Source organism: Pseudorhodoferax aquiterrae (assembly GCF_014652235.1).
Lineage (GTDB): Bacteria > Pseudomonadota > Gammaproteobacteria > Burkholderiales > Burkholderiaceae_C > Pseudorhodoferax > Pseudorhodoferax aquiterrae.
The window spans coordinates 38,987-57,602 of the sequence record NZ_BMYK01000034.1 but is presented as its reverse complement, the minus strand read 5'-3'; the positions used below and the strand labels follow the sequence as shown (position 1 = coordinate 57,602).

Genomic DNA, 18,616 nt, shown 5'->3' with positions numbered 1-18,616 from the left:
AGGCGCTGGCCGCCTTCGGCGCCGAGCTGCATGCCAAGGTGCAGGCGCTGCACAGGGCCCGGGGCAGCGAAACGTCCATGCCCACGCCAGGGCCCCCGGCGTCGGCCCTCGATGCGGCCGAAGCGGCCGGCCACGCCCAGGCGTTCGCGCGCCTGCTGGCCGACTGTGATGCCCAGGCCGAGGACTACCTGGCCGCGCACCGCGCCGCGCTGGTGCAGGTCTGCGGGGCCGAGGCGCTGGCGGCCATCGCGCGGGCCGTGCAGGACTTCGATTTCGATGCGGCGCTGCAGGCGCTGCGCGACGCCGCCGCCCAGCAGGGCGTGGTGATCGCGGCGACGGCCTGAGACAGCCAGCGCCGCACGGGGCTGCGGGTCTATCATGGCCTGCTTCCCTTTCCTGTGAAGCCTCTCCCATGGACCACATCCGTTTCGGCCGTACCGGCCTGCAGGTCTCGCGCCTGTGCCTGGGCTGCATGAGCTACGGTGCGCCCGAGCAGGGCAACCATGCTTGGACCCTGCCCGAGGCCGCGAGCCGGCCCTTCCTCAAGAAGGCGCTGGACCTCGGCATCAACTTCTTCGACACCGCCAACGTCTATTCGGCCGGCACCAGCGAGGAGATCGTCGGCCGCGCGCTGGCCGACTACGCGCCGCGCGACGAGGTGGTCGTCGCCACCAAGGTGCACGGCCGCATGCGGCCCGGCCCCAACGGCGCCGGCCTGTCGCGCAAGGCCATCCTGTCGGAGATCGACAACAGCCTGAAGCGCCTGGGCATGGACCACGTGGACCTCTACCAGATCCACCGCTGGGACAACGCCACGCCGATCGAGGAGACCATGGAGGCGCTGCACGACGTGGTCAAGGCCGGCAAGGCGCGCTACATCGGCGCCTCGTCCATGTACGCCTGGCAGTTCGCCAAGGCCCAGGCCGTGGCCGAGCGCCATGGCTGGACGCGCTTCGTCTCCATGCAGAACTACCTGAACCTGCTGTACCGCGAGGAGCAGCGCGAGATGCTGCCACTGTGCCGCGACCAGGGCGTGGCCGTGATTCCCTGGAGCCCGATGGCGCGCGGCCGCCTCACGCGCGACTGGGACAGTGCCAGCGCCCGTGCCGAGACCGACGCCTTCGGCCGCACGCTGTACGCCAACACCGCCGAGGCCGACCGCAAGGTGGTCGAGGCCGTGGCGCAGGTGGCCGCGGCGCGCGGTGTGCCGCGCGCACAGGTCGCGCTGGCCTGGGTGCTGCAGCAGCCCGGCGTCACGGCGCCCATCGTCGGCGCGACCAAGGTCGAGCATCTGGACGACGCCGTGGCCGCGCTCGCGTTGAAGCTCACGCCCGAGGAGACCGCGGCGCTGGAGGCGCCCTACGTCCCCCACGCGGTGGTCGGCTTCTCGTGACCGAGGCCTTGCTGGCTGCAGCCCGCGCGGCCCAGGCCAACGCCCATGCGCCGTACTCGCGCTACAAGGTCGGCGCCGCGCTGGCCACGCCCGACGGGCGCGTGTTCGCAGGCTGCAACGTGGAGAACGCGGCCTACCCGAGCGGCACCTGTGCCGAGGCCGGCGCCATCGCGGCCATGGTTGCGGCCGGCGGGCGCGCCATCGCCGAGATCCTGGTCGTGGGCGACGGGCCCGAGCCCATCACGCCCTGCGGCAACTGCCGCCAACGCATCCGCGAGTTCGCCATCGACGGCACGCGCGTGCACGCGGCGGGCGCTGCTGGCGTGCTGGCCAGCTTCACACTCGACGAACTGCTGCCGGCATCGTTCGGCCCCCGACACCTGCCTTCCGCCCAGACCTGATCCCATGCCCCACATCGTCATCGAATACACCCCCAACCTCGGCGCGCTGCCGTTCGACGCCATGCTGGCCTCGACCACGCAGGCGCTGTCCGAGAGCCCCGAGGTCCAGGACGAGGCCGACCTCAAGGCCCGCGTGCTGCGCGCCGACCACTTCCGCGTGGGCCTCGCGGACCGCGGGCGCGGCTACCTGCATGTGCAGCTGCGCATCCTGGCAGGCCGCACGCCCGAGGCCAAGAAGGACCTGAGCCGCCGCGTGGCCGATGCGCTGCACGGTCACCTGAAAGCCCTGCCGCCGGGGCTCGAAGCCTTTCTGAGCGTGGAGGTGGTCGACATGGACCGCGGCAGCTACACCAAGGTCAAGCTGGCCTGACGCTCGTCGTACACTGGTCGGGCCGCGCTTACCCGCGCGGTACCCAGGGGCCGGCCGCTTACCCGTGACCATGCCCTGTACCAACCCAGGCACGCCACCGCGTGCGGAGACATCGATGCGCGAGCACCCAGCCCTGCGGCTGCACGTGCCGGAGCCCACTGGGCGGCCCGGCTGTGCGACCGACTTTTCCTTCCTGCAGATTTCCGGCGCGGGCACCGTCCGCAAACCGCCGGTCGACACCTCCCACTTCGAGACCGCGGACCTGGCCTACGCCCTGATCGGCGTGCTCGACCGCGACGGCCAGGCCGTCGGCCCCTGGGCGCCGCAGATCGACGGCACCCAGCTGCGCCGCGGCCTGCGCGCGATGATGAAGACGCGCATCTTCGACGCGCGCATGACCATTGCCCAGCGCCAGCGCAAGACCTCGTTCTACATGCAGTGCCTGGGCGAAGAAGCCATCGCGGTCGCGCAAGGCATGGCCCTCGCCAAGGGCGACATGCACTTCCCGACCTACCGCCAGCAGGGCCTCTTGCTGAGCCGCGACGACGTGTCCATGGTCGAGCTGATCTGCCAGCTCATGAGCAACGAAGCCGACCCCATGAAGGGCCGCCAGCTGCCCGTGATGTACTCGTTCAAGCGGGCCGATTTCTTCAGCATCTCGGGCAACCTGGCCACGCAGTATCCGCAGGCCGTGGGCTGGGCCATGGCGTCCGCCATCAAGGGCGACACGCGCATCGCCTCGGCCTGGATCGGCGATGGTGCGACGGCCGAGTCGGACTTCCACACCGCGCTGACTTTCGCCCATGTCTACCGCGCGCCCGTGATCCTCAACGTGGTCAACAACCAGTGGGCGATCTCGAGCTTCCAGGCCATCGCGGGCGGGGAGTCGACCACCTTCGCCGCGCGCGGCGTGGGCTGCGGCATCGCCTCGCTGCGCGTGGACGGCAACGACTTCCTGGCGGTCTATGCCGCCTCGCAGTGGGCGGCCGAGCGCGCGCGCAGCAACCAGGGCCCCACGCTGATCGAGTGGGTGACCTACCGCGCCGGCGCGCACTCGACATCGGACGACCCGTCCAAGTACCGGCCGGCCGACGACTGGGAGCGCTTCCCGCTCGGCGACCCGATCGAACGGCTCAAGGCCCACCTGATCGTCCTGGGCATCTGGTCCGAACAGGAGCACGGGCAGGTGCACAAGGAGCTGGAGGCCGAGGTGGCCGCCGCGCAGAAGGAGGCCGAAGGCCACGGCAGCCTGCTGGACGGCCACATCCCGAGCGCCGCGACGATCTTCGAGGATGTCTACGAGACCATGCCCGAGCACCTGCGCCGCCAACGCCAAGAGTTGGGAGTCTGAAGATGCTGACCGAAGTCAAGAACCCGGCGGTGGAAACGGCAGAGACCACCAGCAAGCCCATGACCATGATCCAAGCCCTGCGCTCGGCGCTGGACGTGGTGATGGCGCGCGACCCCGACGTGGTCGTGTTCGGCCAGGACGTGGGCTATTTCGGCGGCGTGTTCCGCGTGACCGAAGGCCTGCAGGCCAAGTACGGCAAGACGCGCTGCTTCGACGCGCCGATCAGCGAGGGCGGCATTGTGGGCGTGGCCGTGGGCATGGGCGCCTACGGCCTGCGCCCCGTGGCCGAGATCCAGTTCGCCGACTACTTCTACCCGGCCTCGGACCAACTGGTCTCCGAGGCCGCGCGGCTGCGCTACCGTTCGGCCGGCGACTTCACCTGTCCGATCACGGTGCGCATGCCCTGCGGCGGCGGCATCTACGGCGGGCAGACGCACAGCCAGAGTCCCGAGGCGCTGTTCACGCACGTCAGCGGGCTGCGCACCGTGCTGCCCAGCAACCCGTACGACGCCAAAGGCCTGCTGATTGCCGCCATCGAGTGCAACGACCCCGTCATCTTCCTGGAGCCCAAGCGGCTGTACAACGGCCCCTTTGACGGCCACCACGACCGGCCGGTCGTGCCCTGGTCCAAGCATGCGCTGGGCATGGTGCCCGAGGGCTACTACCGCGTGCCGCTGGAGTCGGCGGCCGTGTTCCGACCCGGCAGCCAACTCACGGTGCTGACCTACGGCACCATGACCTGGGTGGCCGAGTGCGCGGCGCGCGAGACCGGCATCGACGCCGAGATCATCGACCTGCGCTCGATCTGGCCGCTGGACCTGGACACCATCGTCGCATCCGTCAAGAAGACCGGCCGCTGCGTGATCGTGCACGAAGCGACCAAGACCAGCGGCTTCGGCGCCGAACTGTCGGCCCTGGTGCAGGAGCACTGCTTCTACCAGCTGGAGGCGCCCATCGAGCGCGTGACCGGCTGGGACACGCCGTACCCGCACGCCCAGGAATGGGCCTACTTCCCGGGGCCCGACCGCGTCGGTGCCGCGTTCCAACGCGCGATGGAGAAATCATGACCCCCCACGCTCATCACTGCGTGTATCGCTGCCCCCCCGAGGGGGAGCTTCAGTGCCTTCGGGCGGCCGGGCGGCACTGACATGGGCCACTACACCATCAAGATGCCCGACATCGGCGAAGGCATCGCCGAAGTGGAACTGGTCGAATGGCGCGTGCAGCCCGGCGACACGGTGGCCGAGGACCAGATCCTGGCCGACGTGATGACCGACAAGGCGACCGTGGAGATCCCCTCGCCAGTGGCGGGCACGGTGCTCGAACTGGGTGGCCAGCCCGGGGCGCTGCTGGCGGTCGGTGCCGAGTTGATCCGGCTCGAGGTCGCGGGCGCTGGCAACGTGGCGGCCAAAGCGCCGCAGGTGGCCGCTGTTGCCACACCGGTCGCCACACCGGTCGCCGCACCGGTCGCCGCCCCTGCAGCGGCAGCACCGGTCCCCGTGCAGCGCCCACCGGTCGCCGCCCCCGTGGCCATGCGCGCGCCCGGCGAAAAGCCGATCGCCTCGCCGGCCGTGCGCCAGCGCGCCTGGGAACTCGGCATCGCGTTGCAGTTCGTGCACGGCAGCGGCCCGGCCGGCCGCATCACGCACGAGGACCTGGACGTCTACCTCGTCTCGGGCGGCCAGCCGCGCACGCCCAGCGCGGGCAGCGGCTACGCCCAACGCCATGGCGAGGAGGCTGTACCGCTGATCGGCCTGCGCCGCAAGATCGCGCAAAAGATGCAGGAGGCCAAGCGCCGCATCCCGCACTTCAGCTACGTGGAGGAGATCGATGTCACCGATCTCGAGGCCTTGCGCGCGCAGCTCAACGAACGCTACGGGGCCACGCGCGGCAAGCTCACGCTGTTGCCGCTGCTGGCCCGTGCGCTGGTGATCGCGCTGCGCGATTTCCCGCAGATGAATGCGCGCTTCGACGACGATGCCGGCGTGGTCACGCGCTTTGAGGCCGTCCATCTGGGCATGGCCACGCAGACCGACAACGGCCTGCTGGTGCCCGTGCTGCGCCATGCCGAAGCCATGGATCCCTGGGCCTGCGCGCGCGAGATCGCTCGCCTGGCCGAGGCCGGCCGCAGCGGCAAGGCCGGGCGCGACGAACTGTCGGGCTCGACCATCACGATCAGCAGCCTGGGCCCCTTGGGCGGCCTGGTGACCACGCCCGTCATCAACCATCCCGAGGTGGCCATCGTCGGCGTCAACAAGATCGTCGAGCGCCCGGTGTTCCGTGGCGGCGCCGTCGTGGGGCGCAAGCTCATGAACCTGTCGTCGTCCTTCGACCACCGCGTGGTCGACGGCATGGACGCGGCGCAGTTCATCCAGGCCGTGCGCGCCTTGCTGGAAACCCCGGCCCTGTTGTTCGTGGAGTGACCATGGCATCGAAGACAACGACATTGCTCGTCATCGGCGGCGGGCCGGGCGGCTACGTGGCCGCCATCCGCGCGGCGCAGCTGGGCGTGGCCACGACCCTGGTGGAAGGCATGGCGCCGGGCGGCACCTGTCTGAACATCGGCTGCATCCCCTCCAAGGCGCTGATCCACGCGGCCGACGAATACGACCGCGTGCGGCGTGCCACGACCGCTTCGCCGCTCGGCATCCGTGCAGGGTCGGCCGGCATCGACCTCGCGGTCACGCAGGCCTGGAAAGAGGGTGTGGTCGGCAAGCTCACGGGCGGCGTGGCCGCACTGCTGCGCAAGGCCGGCGTGCAGGTGGTGGCAGGCTGGGCCCGCATCGTCGACGGCAAGACCGTGGACGTGGCGCGCGAGGACGGTGAGGCCGTGCGCATCCAGTGCGAGCACCTGTTGCTGGCCACGGGCTCCGAGCCCATGGCGCTGGCGCAGCTGCCGTTCGGGGGCAAGGTGCTCTCGTCCACCGAGGCGCTGGCGCTGACCGAGGTGCCGCGGCAGCTGGTCGTGGTCGGCGCCGGCTACATCGGCCTGGAACTGGGCATGGCCTGGCGCAAGCTGGGCGCCGAGGTCACGGTGGTCGACGTGGCCGAGCGCGTGCTGCCCGGCTACGACGAGGATCTGGGCAAGCCGGTACTGGCCGCCTTGAAACGCATGGGCATCGTGCTGCACCTGGGCTGCACGGCCGAGGGCCTCACGGCCGACGGCAGCGGTCTGCGCGTACGCAGCCGGCATGCCGACGAGTTCGTGCTGCCGGCCGACCGGGTGCTGGTCGCGGCGGGCCGGCGCCCGCGCACGGCCGGCCTCGAATCGCTGCAGCTGGAGATGGAGGGCCGGGCCGTGAAGGTGGACGCCACGGGCCGCACCTCCATGCGCAACGTCTGGGCCATCGGCGACCTCACCGGCGAACCCATGCTCGCGCACCGGGCCATGGCCCAGGGCGAGGTGGCGGCCGAGTGCATCGCGGGCCACAAGCGCCGCTTCGCGCCACTGGCGATCCCGGCCGTGTGCTTCACCGACCCCGAGGTGGTGGCCGTGGGCCACACGCAGGCCCAGGCCGCGCAGGCCGGCATCGCGGTGCTCGCTGCGCAGTTCCCGTTCGCGGCCAATGGCCGGGCGCTGACGATGGAGGGCGGCGAGGGCTTCGTGCGCGTGGTGGCACGCCAGGACAACCACCTGGTGCTGGGCTGGCAGGCCGTGGGCCACGGCGTGTCCGAACTCGCGGCGGCCTTCAGCTACGCGATCGAGATGGGCGCGCGGCTGGAGGACGTGGGCGGCATCGTCCACGCCCATCCCACGCTGGGCGAGGCCGTGCAGGAGGCGGCCCTGCGCGCACTGGGCCGGGCCATCCACGTGTAGCCGCGCCCGCGGCCCCGGTCAGCCGATGAAGGCGAAGCGGGGCTGCTCCCGGCCGTCGATCTCCACACTGCCGACGAACATGGCGTGCGGCCGCACCCACCAGCCCGTGGTGTTGTAGAGGGGCCGGTAGACGACGAGCGGCTCCAGCGTCTCGCTGTGCCGCGCGACGGCGAGCACCTCGTACTCGCCGCCCTTGTAATGGCGGTAGCGGCCGGGCGCGATGGGGGGCAGGGGCGGCAGATCGTCGTCCATGGAAGCGGTGCAAAGCGGCGAAGCTTGCCACAGCCGTGGGAGCGGCCTGCGGACGAGGCCTGTGCGATGGCCGGTCGCATCCGTGTCGTCAGCGGATATTCCGATCCAATAACAGAAATAATTTGCGCAGAAAATAGACAAATTGATGCACCCGCCCTGACAGGGCCGGGTCACTGCCTTTGTCCTTTTCGTTTCTGCTCGCATGAAGAATCTACGCATCGGTACCCGCCTGGGCGGCGGTTTCGCGCTCATCCTGGTCGTGATGGCCCTCATCACGGCGGTCGGCCTGTGGCGGCTGCAGACGGTGGCCCAGGCCACGCAAGCCATGACCCAGCAGCCGCTGGCCATGGAGCGCATGATCAGCGACTGGTACCGCTACGTGTACAGCGGTGCGCGCCGCACCACGGCCATCGTCAAGAGCACCGACCCCTCGCTCGGCCAGTTCTTCGCCGCGGACGCTGCCACCAGCACCAAGGAATCGGGCGAGCTGCAAAAGCGCATCGAGCCGCTGCTGACCAGCCCCGAGGAGCAGGCGCTGTGGGCCCAGATCCAGCAGGCGCGCGTGCTCTACCTGTCCTCGCGCGACCAGGCCGTCAAGGCCAAGACCGACGGACAGGCCGAGGAGGCCGAGCGCCTGCTGACCCAGGTCTACCTGCCCGCCACCGACAAGTACACCGACCTGATCCAGAAACTGCTGGACATGCAGCGCGCCAGCATCGACGCCACCGCCGCGCGCATCGACGGCATCTACGCGCAGAGCCGGCTGCTCATGACCGGCCTGGGCCTGCTGGGCCTGCTGGCCGGCGGGCTGTTCGCCTGGCGTCTGACCGTGGGTATCACGCGGCCGCTGTCGCAGGCCGTTCGCGTGGCGCGCGCCGTGGCCGCCAGCGACCTCACGAGCCGCGTGCACGTGGACTCGCGCGACGAGACCGGCCAGCTGCTGCAGGCGCTGCAGGACATGAACGCCAGCCTGGCGCAGGTGGTGGCCAGCGTGCGCTCGGGCACCGACAGCATCGCCACGGCCTCCAGCGAGATCGACGCGGGCAACCAGGACCTGTCCTCGCGCACCGAGGAGCAGGCCAGCTCGCTGCAGCAGACGGCCGCCTCGATGGAGCAGCTGACCAGCACCGTGCGCCAGAACGCCGACAACGCGCGCCAGGCCAACCAGTTGGCGGCCTCGGCGTCCAAGACCGCCGTGCAGGGCGGCGAGGTGGTGGCCGGCGTGGTCGGCACCATGGGCGCGATCAACGACAGCAGCCGCAAGATCGCCGACATCATCGGCGTGATCGACGGCATCGCGTTCCAGACCAACATCCTGGCGCTCAACGCGGCCGTGGAGGCGGCGCGTGCCGGCGAGCAGGGCCGCGGCTTCGCCGTGGTGGCGGGCGAGGTGCGGGCGCTGGCCCAGCGCTCGGCCGCCGCGGCCAAGGACGTCAAGCAGCTCATCGGCGACTCGGTGGCCAAGGTCGAGGAGGGCAGCGCCCAGGTGGCGGAGGCCGGCCGCACCATGGACGCCATCGTGCAGAGCGTGCAGCGCGTGAGCGACCTGGTGGCCGAGATCACGGCCGCCAGCCAGGAGCAGAGCCAGGGCATCGAGCAGGTGCACCAGGCGGTCTCGCAGATGGACACGGTGACACAGCAGAACGCGGCGCTGGTCGAAGAGGCGGCCGCTGCCACCGGCGCCTTGAAGGCCCAGGCCGGCCAGCTGGCGAGCGCCGTGAGTGTGTTCCGGATCGAAGGCGGGCCCGCGCTGCAACCCGCCGCAGCCGCGCCGCAGGCGCCGCGCAAGAAGCCGCAGCCGGCGCCGCGCGCCCGTCCCGTGGCCGCAGTCAAGGGCGCTCCGGCGCTGAAGGCCGCTGCCCCCGCCCCGGCCAAGGCAGCCCGGCCGGCACCGGCCCTGGCGCACGAGCAGGGCGACTGGGAATCCTTCTGAACGCAGCGGCGTCCAAGGCCCATCAAAAAACCCCGCCGGGGCGGGGTTCCTGGAGGCTCGACGACCTGTTCAGGCCTTGTTCAGCCGCCGGCGGCGCGTGCCGGCCAGGCCCACCAGGCCGAGGCCCAGCAGTGCGACCGATGCCGGCTCGGGCACTTCGACCACCAGCGGCGTGCTGGTGACCTTCAGCAGGAAGTTGACGGCGTTCTCCTGGCCTTCGACCGTCGTGAAGCCGATGCAGCCATCGGCGGCGCCCGCGGCGGCGCAAACGGCATCGGGCAGCGTGGCCAGTGCGGGAGCGGCGAAGAAGCTGAAGAAGTACTCGTCACCGCCCAGCGTGATCGTCTCGTTCAGGGAACCGTCCAGCACCCAGATGTCGTTGCAGGGATTGCCGACCGGGCTGGTCGCCGCACAGGTGCCGGCCGTGTTGGGCGTTTCGGCGAACAGGATCTTGTAGGTGGCGGTCTTGTAGATGTAGGGATCGGCCGAGCCGGCGGCCCGCAGTCCCAGCGTGGCGTTGATGGTGGCGCTCTTCAGCGTCGCATAGGCACCGGACACCACGTTGTTGCTGTGCGTGTAGGTGTTCGCGCTTTCGGCTGCGCCGTTGGTCGTCAACATGCCGGTCTGGGGGTTGTTGCTGATGCCGATGCCGCTGCGGCCGGGACCGGCGGGACCGGTGGGACATGCCCCCCAGGTGATGGACGAAGCCGAGACGCTCTGGCAGCCGGAGCCGCTGGTGAAGGTGGTCGAACCGGGGAGAACCGAGAAGGAGCTGGTGACTGTGTAGTCCCAGTTGATCGGGGCGGCGGCCGCATTGCCGCTTGCGATCGCCAGGGCGAGGCCGGCGGCCGCGATCGCGGCAATGGATGTCTTTTTCATGTGTACTCCTTTTGCATTCAATGCTGTCTGAACATAATGGGATCGACTGCAGTCGACCCTGTCAGAAATAGCAGCATGCATGCCACATGTGCGACGGCGTTGTTTCCAAAAGAAATTTTGTATGGAATTTACGAGACGGCCAGGCGGGCTGGAAATCTTGTCGACACGGTGGGGCGCGCGCCAACAGGTGCTTTCAAAATCAACGGCTTGCATTGCGCGCCAATGCTGGCCGTGATTTGCGCGGGGGCCAGATCAAGTCTCCCTGCGGGGCGGCGGCGCCTGCTCCAGCAGCTTGACCAGCGCCCACATGGCGCGGTTGACCGGTGTGGCGATGCCCCGCGCCTTGCCGCGCTGCACCACCAGGCCGTTCAGGTGGTCGATCTCGGTGGACTTGCCGCGCGCCAGGTCCTGCGCCGTGGAAGAACTCTGCGTGGGCATGGTCTGCGCCAGGCGCTCGACAGCCTGGTGGATGTCTGCCGGCAGTGCCACGCCCTCGGCACTGGCCACGGCCAGGCATTCGGCCACCAGGTCGGCCATGACCTGTGGCACGCCCGCGCCCTGCACCATGCGGCCGTAGGGCAGTTGGGTGATGGCCGACAGCGCGTTGTACGCGCAGTTCAGCACGAGCTTGGACCACAGCGCGGCGCGCGCATTGGCGGACACCTCGGTCGGCACGCTGGCCGCGCGCAGATGCTGCGCCAGCGCCTCGCTGCGTGGGCCGGGCTCGATGACCAGTTCGCCGCGGCCGTGGTGGCGCATGTGGCCGGGCCCGGCCATCTCGGTGGCGACGTAGACCACCGCGGCCGCCACCTCCTGCGGCAGCACCGTGCGCAGGCGCTCCGCGTTGTCCACGCCGTTCTGCAGGGTCAGCACCAGGGCCTGGCCGGGCAGGTGGGCCAGCAGCTGGCGGCCCGTGGCTTCGGTGTCGGGCGACTTCACGCTGAACAGCACGAGATCGGTGCCGGCCACGGCGGCGGGGTCGGTGCTGGCCTGCACGCGGACCTGCTCGTCGAAGCCCAGCGTCTGCATGCGCAGGCCCTGCGCACGGATGGCGTCCACGTGCTGCGGCCGGCCGATCAGCGTGACGGCATGGCCGGCGCGGGCCAGCATGCCGCCGTAGTAGCAGCCGACGGCACCGGCGCCGACGACGGCGACCTGCAGGCGGGAGGGGAGCGAGGCGGTCTGGGACATGGCACGGTGGTCGAAATGGGAGAGCTGCATTGTGGCGGCCCCGCCTACACTCGCGCCCCATGCCCATCGCCCGCCGTCTTTCGCTCCTTCCCCTGTGCCTGGCCGCGGCGCTGCTGCTCGCCGGGCCTGCCCATGCGCAGTCGCCCGCCCCGGGCGCGGCGCCCGAGATGGCGGCCCGGCCCGCGGGGCCGCCGCAGCCCGGCGGCCGCTACGTGGTGGACCCGACCCACACCTTCGTGCTCTACGAGATGGGCCACTACGGCACCAGCACCAACCGCGGCCGCTTCGGCACGCGCGACGGCCAGGTGCAGGTCGATGCCACCGGCCAGCTGGCGCGCGTGGACGTCGTCTTCGACATGGCCAGCATCAACACCGGCGTGGACCTGCTGAACCGCCATGTGCAGAGCAGCGACTTCCTGAACGTGGCCGACTTCCCCACCGGCCGCTACCAGGCCGAGGACGTGCGCATCGAAGCGGGCCGCGTGCAGGCGCTGCAGGGCCGGCTCACGCTGCTGGGCCAGACCCATCCGGTGGACCTGCGCGCCGTGCGCTTCAACTGCTATGTGAGTCCGCTGCACGGGCGCCAGGTCTGCGGCGGCGACTTCGAGGCCGAGATCCAGCGCAGCCAGTGGGGCATCAACTGGGGCCTGCAGTTCGGCTTCGAGGACCGCGTGCGGCTGCTGGTGCAGGTCGAGGCGGTGCTGGTCCCCACGGCCGCACGCTGAGTCAGAGCATGTGCTCGGGCGTGAACGGCGCCACGAGTTCCAGCAGCAGCCGGTCCCACCAGCTCGCGTCGGGCTCGTTGTGCAGCACCGTGGGCGCGCCGTCGTCCTCGCCATGCCATTCCAGTGTGCCGCCCGCGCCGGCCCGCACGCGCCAGACGCCCTGTTCGCGCAGCACCTGGGCCAGCCGCAGCATCTGGGCCGCCAGCGGGCGGCTGCGGATGAACAGGCCGATCTCGGTGTTGTGCAGCTCCGAGCGCGGGTCGAAGTTCAGCGAGCCGACGAACAGCAGCTCGCCGTCGAGCACCGCGGTCTTGGTGTGCAGGCGCCCGACGGCGGCGCCGAACAGCGGCAGCCGGGGGCTGCCGGCCACGCGCCGGCTGCTGACCTCGTCGATCTCCACGCCCAGCGCCACGAGTTCGACCCGGTAGCGCCGGTAGGCGGTGTGCACGAAGGGCTCGTCGCTGGCTGCCAGCGAGTTGGTGATGAGCTGCACGGTGGCGCCGCGCGCGCGGGCCTCGCGCAGCACCTGCAGGCCGTACGCGCCGGGCACCAGGTAGGGCGAGCACAGCAGCACGCTGCGGCGCGCGCGGCGGATGCTCTCCACCAGGTTGTAGCGCACGCTGTCCACGTCTTGCAGCGGCACGCCGCCGTACTGGGCCTGGTAGCCGATGGCGCGCTCGGGCGTGTCGGCATAGGCCTGGGCCGGGGCCCAGATGAGGCTGAGCTGGCCCGCCTGCAGCTCCTGCGAGACCGGTGCATAGCCCAGCATGTCGTTGGGCGGTGGCGCGCGCGGCGCGGGGGCGTGGGTGGCATCGGTTCGCGCCTCGAAGCGGGCCTGCCGGGCGGCGGCATCGCCGTCGGGCGGGACCAGGCGCGCCAGCGGCACCACGTGCGGGCTGTTCCAGTAGCGGTCGAACAGTTCGCCCAGGCGCGGCAGCAGCGCGCCGGCCACCAGCACGTCCAGGTCGAGGAAATTCTCGCCCGCGGTCTGGAAGAAGTAGCGCCCACCGATGTTGCGGCCCCCGGCCACGGCCAGCGCACCGTCGGCCACCAGCAGCTTGTTGTGCATGCGGCGCTGCAGCCGGTCGAACTGCCACAGCGAGGCGGCGAAGCGCAGCGCCACCTTGGGGCTGCGCAGCGGGATCGGGTTGTACAACCGCAGTTCCAGGTTGGGCGTGGCCGCCAGCGCGTCGAGCAGGGCGCCGTCGCCGCCCGTGTACAGGTCGTCCAGCAGCAGGCGCACGCGCACGCCGCGTTGCGCCGCATCGCGCAGCGCACGCAGGAAGAAGAGTCCGGTGGCGTCGGTCTCCAGGTGGTAGTACTGCACGTCCAGCGTGTGGCGCGCACCGGCGATCAAGGCCAGCCGTGCGTCCAGCCCGTAGTCGCCGCTGGGGATCAGGCGAAAGCCACTGAGTTCGGCGTCGGGCTGGGTGGCACGGGCGGTGCGCACCAGCGGCGCGTCGGCGACTGCGGGCAGAGCCCGGGCAGGCGGCCCGGCCAGATCGGGCGGCAGGCTGGCGCAGCCGGCCAGGCACAGGACCAGCAACAGCCATGGCATCCAGCGGGTCAGGGCGGCGGCACGGCTGGTGGGGGAGGGGGGCATGGCGCGACGGGCATGGGGCGGTGCCGTAGTGTGCCAACTTCAACCTGCGCAACAAACCGCAGCCCGGCGCTTCTGGCAACGTGCGGCGCGCGCCCGACGTGCGGTCGATGCCCGCCACCCGCCTGTGCCAACGTGCCGGGCATGTCGTTCCCGGTTTCCCGCCTGGGCTGAGGGCGAACCTGGCTGTCGTCAGGCGCGCCGGGATGCCTCCTGGTCTTGAATTCGCCGGCGCGAGATCTGCGCGAGCCGATCGCCAGCGTTCATCGCACCGCGGGCAATGCTGGCGAAGAGTGCGATGGCGGAGAGGGTCAGGATGGTCATGGGGCCTCGCGAATGGCGTGACGTTGCAATGGATCTGGCTGCGTCGCTGACTTCTGGCACAGGCCTGGTCGAGCGATCGGATTGTTCTGCGCGGCAGCAGCGCAATGTGGCGGAACTGTGTCGCGGTGTTCGCGCCGCGGCCTGCCACAGCGCGCACAGCCCTTACAGCGCGTGCGTCACGAGCCGGAAGTCCGGGTCTTCCGGGAACGGCTTGATCGCGAAACCGAGCGAACGCATGAGCTTGAGCATGTTGGGGTTGACCGAGAGCACCAGGCCCTGGATCTCCGACAGGCCCTTGTCGCGCGCCACCTGCATGATGGCGTCCATGAGCCGCGAGCCAATGCCCTTGCCGGCCATGTCGTCGGCCACCACGAGCGAGAACTCACAGCTGGTCTGGTCCGGGTTGGTGACGTAGCGCGAGACGCCGACCACGCGCTCGGTCTCGACGATGGAGCCATCTGTGGCCGCGCTGCGCTGCTTCATGACGGCCACCAGCGCCATCTCGCGGTCATAGTCGATGAGCGCGAAGCGCGCCAGCATGGACGGCGGCAGCTGCGTCATCGAAGAGACGTAGCGGAAGTAGCGGCTCTCGGGCGACAGCGCCTGCACGAAGGTCTGCAGCATCTGGGCGTCGCCCGGGTGGATCGGCCGGATCGTGTACTCGCCGCCGCCGCGCAGCGGCAACTGCTGTTCGTAGCGCGCGGGGTAGGGCAGGATGGCCAGGTGGTCGTAGCTGCCGCCGGCCTGGCCCAGGCTCTGCGGTGCGTGGTCGACGACGATGCGCGCGTCCACGGCCACCACGCCGTTCTCGTCGACGATGAGCGGGTTGATGTCCATCTCGCGCAGCTGCGGCAGTTCGCAGACCATTTCGGACACGCGCAGCAGCACGCGCTCGAGCGCCTCCATGTCCACCGGCGCGGCGCCGCGCCACTCGACCAGGGTTTCGGCCACGCGCGCGCGCTCGATGAGCCGGCGCGCGAGGAACTGGTTCAGCGGCGGCAGCTCCATGGCGCGGTCGCGGATCAGCTCGATCATGGTGCCGCCTGCGCCGAACACGATGACCGGGCCGAACGGCTCGTCCGTGACCATGCCGATGCAGATCTCGCGGCCACGCTGGGCGCGCGCCATCTTCTGCACCGTCACGCCGTGGATGGTCGCGCCGGGCTGCAGGCGTGCCACGCGTTCGACCATGTCCTGGTAGCTGTCGCGCACGGCCGCGCCGCTCATGATGTTGAGGGCCACGCCCTGCACGTCGCTCTTGTGCGTGATGTCCGGCGAATCGATCTTGAGCGCCACCGGAAAGCCCAGCTGCGTGGCGATCATCATGGCCTCGGTGGCGTTGCGTGCCAGCGTGGTCTGCGTGACCGGGATGTGGAAGGCCGACAGCAGCGTCTTGCTCTCCATCTCGGTCAGCACCTTGCGGCGTTCGGCCAGCACGCTCTCGATGACCAGGCGCGCGGCTTCGATGTCGGGTTTGGCCAGGGTGGACAGCGGCGCCGGCGTCTGCTGCAGCAGCTGCTGGTTCTGGTAGAACGAGGCGATGTTGCCGAAGGCGCCGACTGCGGCCTCGGGCGTGCGGAAGTTCGGGATCGCGGCCGCGTTGAGGGCCTGGCGCGCCGCGCCGACCGAGGCGTCGCCCATCCAGCAGGCCAGCAGCGGCTTGGACATGCCCGGCTTGGCCGCCGCCAGGGCCTGGGCCACGTCGTCCGCCGGGCCACCGGGCTTGGCCGAGTAGATGGCCAGTACGCCATCGACCTGGCGGTCGCGTGCGGCGGCCTCCACGGCCGCGCGGTACTGCGCGGCGTCGGCCTCTTCCGAGAGGTCGACGAGTTCGGTCAGCGAGGCATGGGCCGGCAGCTGCGGCGCGAGCGCCGCCGCCGTCGCATCGGACAGCCGGCCCAGCGCCAACCCGATCTCGTTGGCCCAGTCGGCCGCCAGCACACCGGGGCCGCCGCCGTTGGTGACCACGGCCAGGCGCCGGCCCACGGGCCGGTAGCGCGATGCCAGGCATTTGGCGGCCGAGAACAGCTCGACGAAGGAGCGCACGCGCACGGCGCCGGCGCGGCGCAGCGCGGCGTCGAAGACTTCGTCGGCGCCGACGATGGCGCCGCTGTGGGTCTGCGCCGCGGCGTTGCCGGCCGGGCGCCGGCCGGCCTTGAGCACCAGCACGGGCTTGGCGTTGGCGGCCGAGCGCAGTGCGCTCATGAAGCGGCGCGCGCACAGGATGCCCTCCAGGTACAGGATGATGCTGTGCGTGGCCGGGTCGTTGGCCATGAAGTCCAGCGCCTGGGCGACGTCCACGCCGGGATGGGGGCCCAGTGCCACCACCGAGGAAAAGCCCACGGCATTGCTGCGCGCCCAGTCCAGCATGGCGGCCGTCAGCGCGCCCGATTGCGCAATGAGGCCCAGCGGCCCGGGTGCGGCCAGTGCGCCCAGGGCCGAGGCGTTCAGCCCCAGCGCGGGGCGCTGCAGCCCCAGGCCGTTGGGGCCCATCAGGTGAAAGCCCTCGCGCTGCGCGATGCGCTGCAGTTCGGACGCCAGGCCCGCATCGATGCCGCTGCCCAGCACCAGCGCGGCGCGGCAGGCGATGCGACCGACCAGGTCCAGCGCCTGCGCGATCTGGTCCGGCGGCAGCGCGACGATGGCCAGGTCGGCGCGGGCCTGGGCCAGGTCGGCCAGCGTGCCGCTGGTGCGCACGTCCAGGAAGCTGAGCGTTCCCTGGAAGCGCTGCGCGCGCAGGGCCTGGTGCAACTGGCGCGCCTCGCGCGTGAGGCTGTCGGGGGCCTCGGGGTCGCCGGCCAGCACGACGACGGCCTGCGGTGCGAAGAGCGGAGTCAGGTAGTGCTTGTCCATGGTGGATCGATTGTGAAGGGCGCGGACGCGAGAATCGCTTGATGCAAAGCAAGCAGAACAAGGGGCCGGCGCGCTGCGTCATGGTGCTGGGCACGACCAGCGGCGCCGGCAAGAGCTGGCTCGCCACGGCGCTGTGCCGCTGGTATGCGCGCCAGGGTCTGAAGGTGGCGCCGTTCAAGGCCCAGAACATGAGCAACAACGCGCGCGTGGTGGAGGGCGGCGAGATCGGCAGCGCGCAGTACTTCCAGGCCCTGGCCGCGCGCGCCGTGCCGGAGGTGCGCATGAACCCGCTGCTGCTCAAGCCCGAACGCGACACGCACAGCCAGGTGGTGCTGCTGGGCCGCGTCGACGCCGAACTGACGGGCATGCCCTGGCGCGGGCGCAGCGCCAGGGTCTGGCCGCAGGTGGCGCAGGCGCTGGACGCGCTGCGCGCGGAGTACGACGTGGTGGTCATCGAGGGCGCGGGCTCGCCGGCCGAGATCAATCTCGCGGACAGCGACATCGTCAACATGCGCGTGGCCGAGCATGCCGGCGCGCGCTGCCTGCTCGTGACCGACATCGACCGCGGCGGCGCCTTCGCCCATCTGTACGGCACCTGGGCGCTGCTGCCGCCGGCCCAGCGTGCGCTGATCCGCGGCTTTGTGCTCAACAAGTTCCGCGGCGACGCGGCCCTGCTCGCACCCGCACCGCAGATGCTGGAGCAGATGACGGGCGTGCCCACGGTGGCCACGCTGCCGATGTGGTGGCAGCACGGCCTGCCCGAGGAGGACGGCGTGTTCGACGACCGCAGCACGGCGTCCGGCCAGGTGCAGCGCACGGTGGCCGTCATCGCCTACCCGCGCATCAGCAACCTGGACGAATTCCAGCCGCTCAAGAACGTGGCCGGGCTGCGCCTGGTGTGGGTGCGTTCGCCGGCGCAGCTGGCCGGGCTGTCGGTGGCGACCGACTGGATCGTGTTGCCCGGCTCCAAGCACACCAGCGGCGATTTGGCCTGGCTGCGTGCCCAGGGCCTGGACGCCGCGATCGCGGCCCACGCCGGCGGCGGCGGCGCCGTGCTGGGCATCTGCGGCGGGCTGCAGATGCTGGGCGAGGCGCTGGTCGACCCGCATGGCATCGATGGCAACGCGCCCGGCCTGGGCCTGCTGCCGCTGGTCACGCAGTTCGCGCCCGACAAGACGGTGCGTGCCACGCGCACGCGCTTCGGCACCCTGCAGGGGCCCTGGCGGGCGCTGTCCGGCCTGGCGGTGCAGGGCTACGAAATCCACCACGGGCAGACCGCCGCCCACGCGGCCATGGCGCACGGCGGCGACCTCGCGACGGCCGTGCTGCCCGGGGGGCTGGGCTGGCAGGGCGGGCAGGGCGGTGTGCTGGGGCTGTACCTGCATGGCTTGTTCGAGGATCCGGGCGTGCTGCGGGCGTTGTTCGGCGCCGCCGGCAAGACGCTGGACCAGGTGTTCGACGGGCTCGCGGACTTTCTGGACGGCCATGTCGACCCGACGGTGCTCGGCGAACTAATGCACTCATAAT

The 18,616-nt window shown here is 70.9% G+C and carries 17 protein-coding genes; 11 read left to right on the top strand and 6 right to left on the bottom strand.

What is annotated here, in order from left to right:
- The 8 genes from IE209_RS29730 to lpdA form a co-directional block, all read left to right on the top strand.
- Positions 1-344, top strand: a 344-nt coding sequence (locus IE209_RS29730) for a hypothetical protein (RefSeq protein ID WP_373305457.1), incomplete at its 5' end; no start/stop codon positions are given.
- A gap of 68 nt (positions 345-412) precedes the next feature.
- Positions 413-1,393 carry an aldo/keto reductase gene (locus tag IE209_RS29725; protein ID WP_189690504.1) on the top strand — a complete coding sequence of 327 codons (981 nt, stop codon included), beginning with the start codon at positions 413-415 and terminating at the stop codon, positions 1,391-1,393.
- A complete protein-coding gene (locus IE209_RS29720) occupies positions 1,390-1,794 on the top strand; it encodes a cytidine deaminase (RefSeq protein WP_189690503.1) in 405 nt (134 codons plus the stop codon). Before IE209_RS29725 ends, IE209_RS29720 begins: the two co-directional genes overlap by 4 nt.
- 4 nt (positions 1,795-1,798) lie before the next feature.
- A complete protein-coding gene (locus tag IE209_RS29715; protein ID WP_189690502.1) occupies positions 1,799-2,164 on the top strand; it encodes a 5-carboxymethyl-2-hydroxymuconate Delta-isomerase in 366 nt (121 codons plus the stop codon).
- Between the two features lie 115 nt (positions 2,165-2,279).
- Complete coding sequence (locus IE209_RS29710) at positions 2,280-3,515, top strand: 3-methyl-2-oxobutanoate dehydrogenase (2-methylpropanoyl-transferring) subunit alpha (protein ID WP_189690501.1); 1,236 nt, start codon at positions 2,280-2,282, stop codon at positions 3,513-3,515.
- Between the two features lie 59 nt (positions 3,516-3,574).
- Positions 3,575-4,582, top strand: a complete 1,008-nt coding sequence (locus tag IE209_RS29705) for an alpha-ketoacid dehydrogenase subunit beta (RefSeq protein WP_373305459.1) — start codon at positions 3,575-3,577, stop codon at positions 4,580-4,582.
- Positions 4,583-4,663: 81 nt separating this feature from the next.
- Positions 4,664-5,938 carry a dihydrolipoamide acetyltransferase family protein gene (locus IE209_RS29700; RefSeq protein ID WP_189690499.1) on the top strand — a complete coding sequence of 425 codons (1,275 nt, stop codon included), beginning with the start codon at positions 4,664-4,666 and terminating at the stop codon, positions 5,936-5,938.
- A gap of 2 nt (positions 5,939-5,940) precedes the next feature.
- Positions 5,941-7,332 carry a dihydrolipoyl dehydrogenase gene (lpdA, locus tag IE209_RS29695; protein WP_189690498.1) on the top strand — a complete coding sequence of 464 codons (1,392 nt, stop codon included), beginning with the start codon at positions 5,941-5,943 and terminating at the stop codon, positions 7,330-7,332.
- 18 nt (positions 7,333-7,350) lie between these two features.
- Here the strand turns inward: lpdA and IE209_RS29690 are convergent, their stop codons facing one another.
- A complete protein-coding gene (locus IE209_RS29690; protein ID WP_189690497.1) occupies positions 7,351-7,584 on the bottom strand; it encodes a DUF1653 domain-containing protein in 234 nt (77 codons plus the stop codon).
- A gap of 202 nt (positions 7,585-7,786) precedes the next feature.
- On the opposite strand from IE209_RS29690, the gene IE209_RS29685 reads away from it, so the two are divergent.
- Positions 7,787-9,517, top strand: coding sequence for a methyl-accepting chemotaxis protein (locus IE209_RS29685; RefSeq protein ID WP_189690496.1), 1,731 nt, complete (start codon positions 7,787-7,789; stop codon positions 9,515-9,517).
- A 69-nt stretch (positions 9,518-9,586) separates the two neighbouring features.
- Here IE209_RS29685 and IE209_RS29680 read toward each other — a convergent pair whose 3' ends face one another.
- The gene (locus tag IE209_RS29680; RefSeq protein ID WP_189690495.1) at positions 9,587-10,396 is read right to left on the bottom strand and encodes a THxN family PEP-CTERM protein; all 810 of its coding nucleotides are present in this window, start codon (positions 10,394-10,396) and stop codon (positions 9,587-9,589) included.
- A gap of 252 nt (positions 10,397-10,648) precedes the next feature.
- Complete coding sequence (locus IE209_RS29675; RefSeq protein WP_189690494.1) at positions 10,649-11,587, bottom strand: ketopantoate reductase family protein; 939 nt, start codon at positions 11,585-11,587, stop codon at positions 10,649-10,651.
- A 59-nt stretch (positions 11,588-11,646) separates the two neighbouring features.
- Here IE209_RS29675 and IE209_RS29670 point away from each other — a divergent pair, with 59 nt between their 5' ends.
- Complete coding sequence (locus IE209_RS29670) at positions 11,647-12,312, top strand: YceI family protein (RefSeq protein ID WP_189690493.1); 666 nt, start codon at positions 11,647-11,649, stop codon at positions 12,310-12,312.
- 1 nt (position 12,313) lies between these two features.
- On the opposite strand, the gene IE209_RS29665 is transcribed toward IE209_RS29670, so the two are convergent.
- The 3 genes from IE209_RS29665 to IE209_RS29660 all read right to left on the bottom strand — a co-directional run bounded on the left by IE209_RS29665 (position 12,314) and on the right by IE209_RS29660 (position 17,089).
- The gene (locus IE209_RS29665; protein WP_189690492.1) at positions 12,314-13,915 is read right to left on the bottom strand and encodes a phospholipase D family protein; all 1,602 of its coding nucleotides are present in this window, start codon (positions 13,913-13,915) and stop codon (positions 12,314-12,316) included.
- 189 nt (positions 13,916-14,104) lie between these two features.
- Positions 14,105-14,236, bottom strand: a complete 132-nt coding sequence (locus tag IE209_RS34270) for a hypothetical protein (RefSeq protein WP_268245983.1) — start codon at positions 14,234-14,236, stop codon at positions 14,105-14,107.
- 162 nt (positions 14,237-14,398) lie between these two features.
- The gene (locus IE209_RS29660) at positions 14,399-17,089 is read right to left on the bottom strand and encodes a bifunctional acetate--CoA ligase family protein/GNAT family N-acetyltransferase (protein ID WP_189690491.1); all 2,691 of its coding nucleotides are present in this window, start codon (positions 17,087-17,089) and stop codon (positions 14,399-14,401) included.
- Positions 17,090-17,130: 41 nt separating this feature from the next.
- On the opposite strand from IE209_RS29660, the gene IE209_RS29655 reads away from it, so the two are divergent.
- The gene (locus IE209_RS29655; RefSeq protein WP_229883130.1) at positions 17,131-18,615 is read left to right on the top strand and encodes a cobyric acid synthase; all 1,485 of its coding nucleotides are present in this window, start codon (positions 17,131-17,133) and stop codon (positions 18,613-18,615) included.
- The last annotated feature ends 1 nt before the right edge of the window (position 18,616 follow it).

Excerpts from the sequence above, each read along its gene's own strand:
- IE209_RS29665 (WP_189690492.1), bottom strand. The coding sequence starts at position 13,915 with ATGCCCCCCTCCCCCACCAGCCGTGCCGCCGCCCTGACCCGCTGGATG.
- IE209_RS29700 (WP_189690499.1), top strand. The coding sequence starts at position 4,664 with ATGGGCCACTACACCATCAAGATGCCCGACATCGGCGAAGGCATCGCC.
- IE209_RS29660 (WP_189690491.1), bottom strand. The coding sequence starts at position 17,089 with ATGGACAAGCACTACCTGACTCCGCTCTTCGCACCGCAGGCCGTCGTC.
- IE209_RS34270 (WP_268245983.1), bottom strand. The coding sequence starts at position 14,236 with ATGACCATCCTGACCCTCTCCGCCATCGCACTCTTCGCCAGCATTGCC.
- lpdA (WP_189690498.1), top strand. The coding sequence starts at position 5,941 with ATGGCATCGAAGACAACGACATTGCTCGTCATCGGCGGCGGGCCGGGC.
- IE209_RS29680 (WP_189690495.1), bottom strand. The coding sequence starts at position 10,396 with ATGAAAAAGACATCCATTGCCGCGATCGCGGCCGCCGGCCTCGCCCTG.
- IE209_RS29675 (WP_189690494.1), bottom strand. The coding sequence starts at position 11,587 with ATGTCCCAGACCGCCTCGCTCCCCTCCCGCCTGCAGGTCGCCGTCGTC.
- IE209_RS29710 (WP_189690501.1), top strand. The coding sequence starts at position 2,280 with ATGCGCGAGCACCCAGCCCTGCGGCTGCACGTGCCGGAGCCCACTGGG.
- IE209_RS29685 (WP_189690496.1), top strand. The coding sequence starts at position 7,787 with ATGAAGAATCTACGCATCGGTACCCGCCTGGGCGGCGGTTTCGCGCTC.
- IE209_RS29670 (WP_189690493.1), top strand. The coding sequence starts at position 11,647 with ATGCCCATCGCCCGCCGTCTTTCGCTCCTTCCCCTGTGCCTGGCCGCG.
- IE209_RS29655 (WP_229883130.1), top strand. The coding sequence starts at position 17,131 with ATGCAAAGCAAGCAGAACAAGGGGCCGGCGCGCTGCGTCATGGTGCTG.
- IE209_RS29705 (WP_373305459.1), top strand. The coding sequence starts at position 3,575 with ATGACCATGATCCAAGCCCTGCGCTCGGCGCTGGACGTGGTGATGGCG.
- IE209_RS29690 (WP_189690497.1), bottom strand. The coding sequence starts at position 7,584 with ATGGACGACGATCTGCCGCCCCTGCCCCCCATCGCGCCCGGCCGCTAC.
- IE209_RS29725 (WP_189690504.1), top strand. The coding sequence starts at position 413 with ATGGACCACATCCGTTTCGGCCGTACCGGCCTGCAGGTCTCGCGCCTG.
- IE209_RS29715 (WP_189690502.1), top strand. The coding sequence starts at position 1,799 with ATGCCCCACATCGTCATCGAATACACCCCCAACCTCGGCGCGCTGCCG.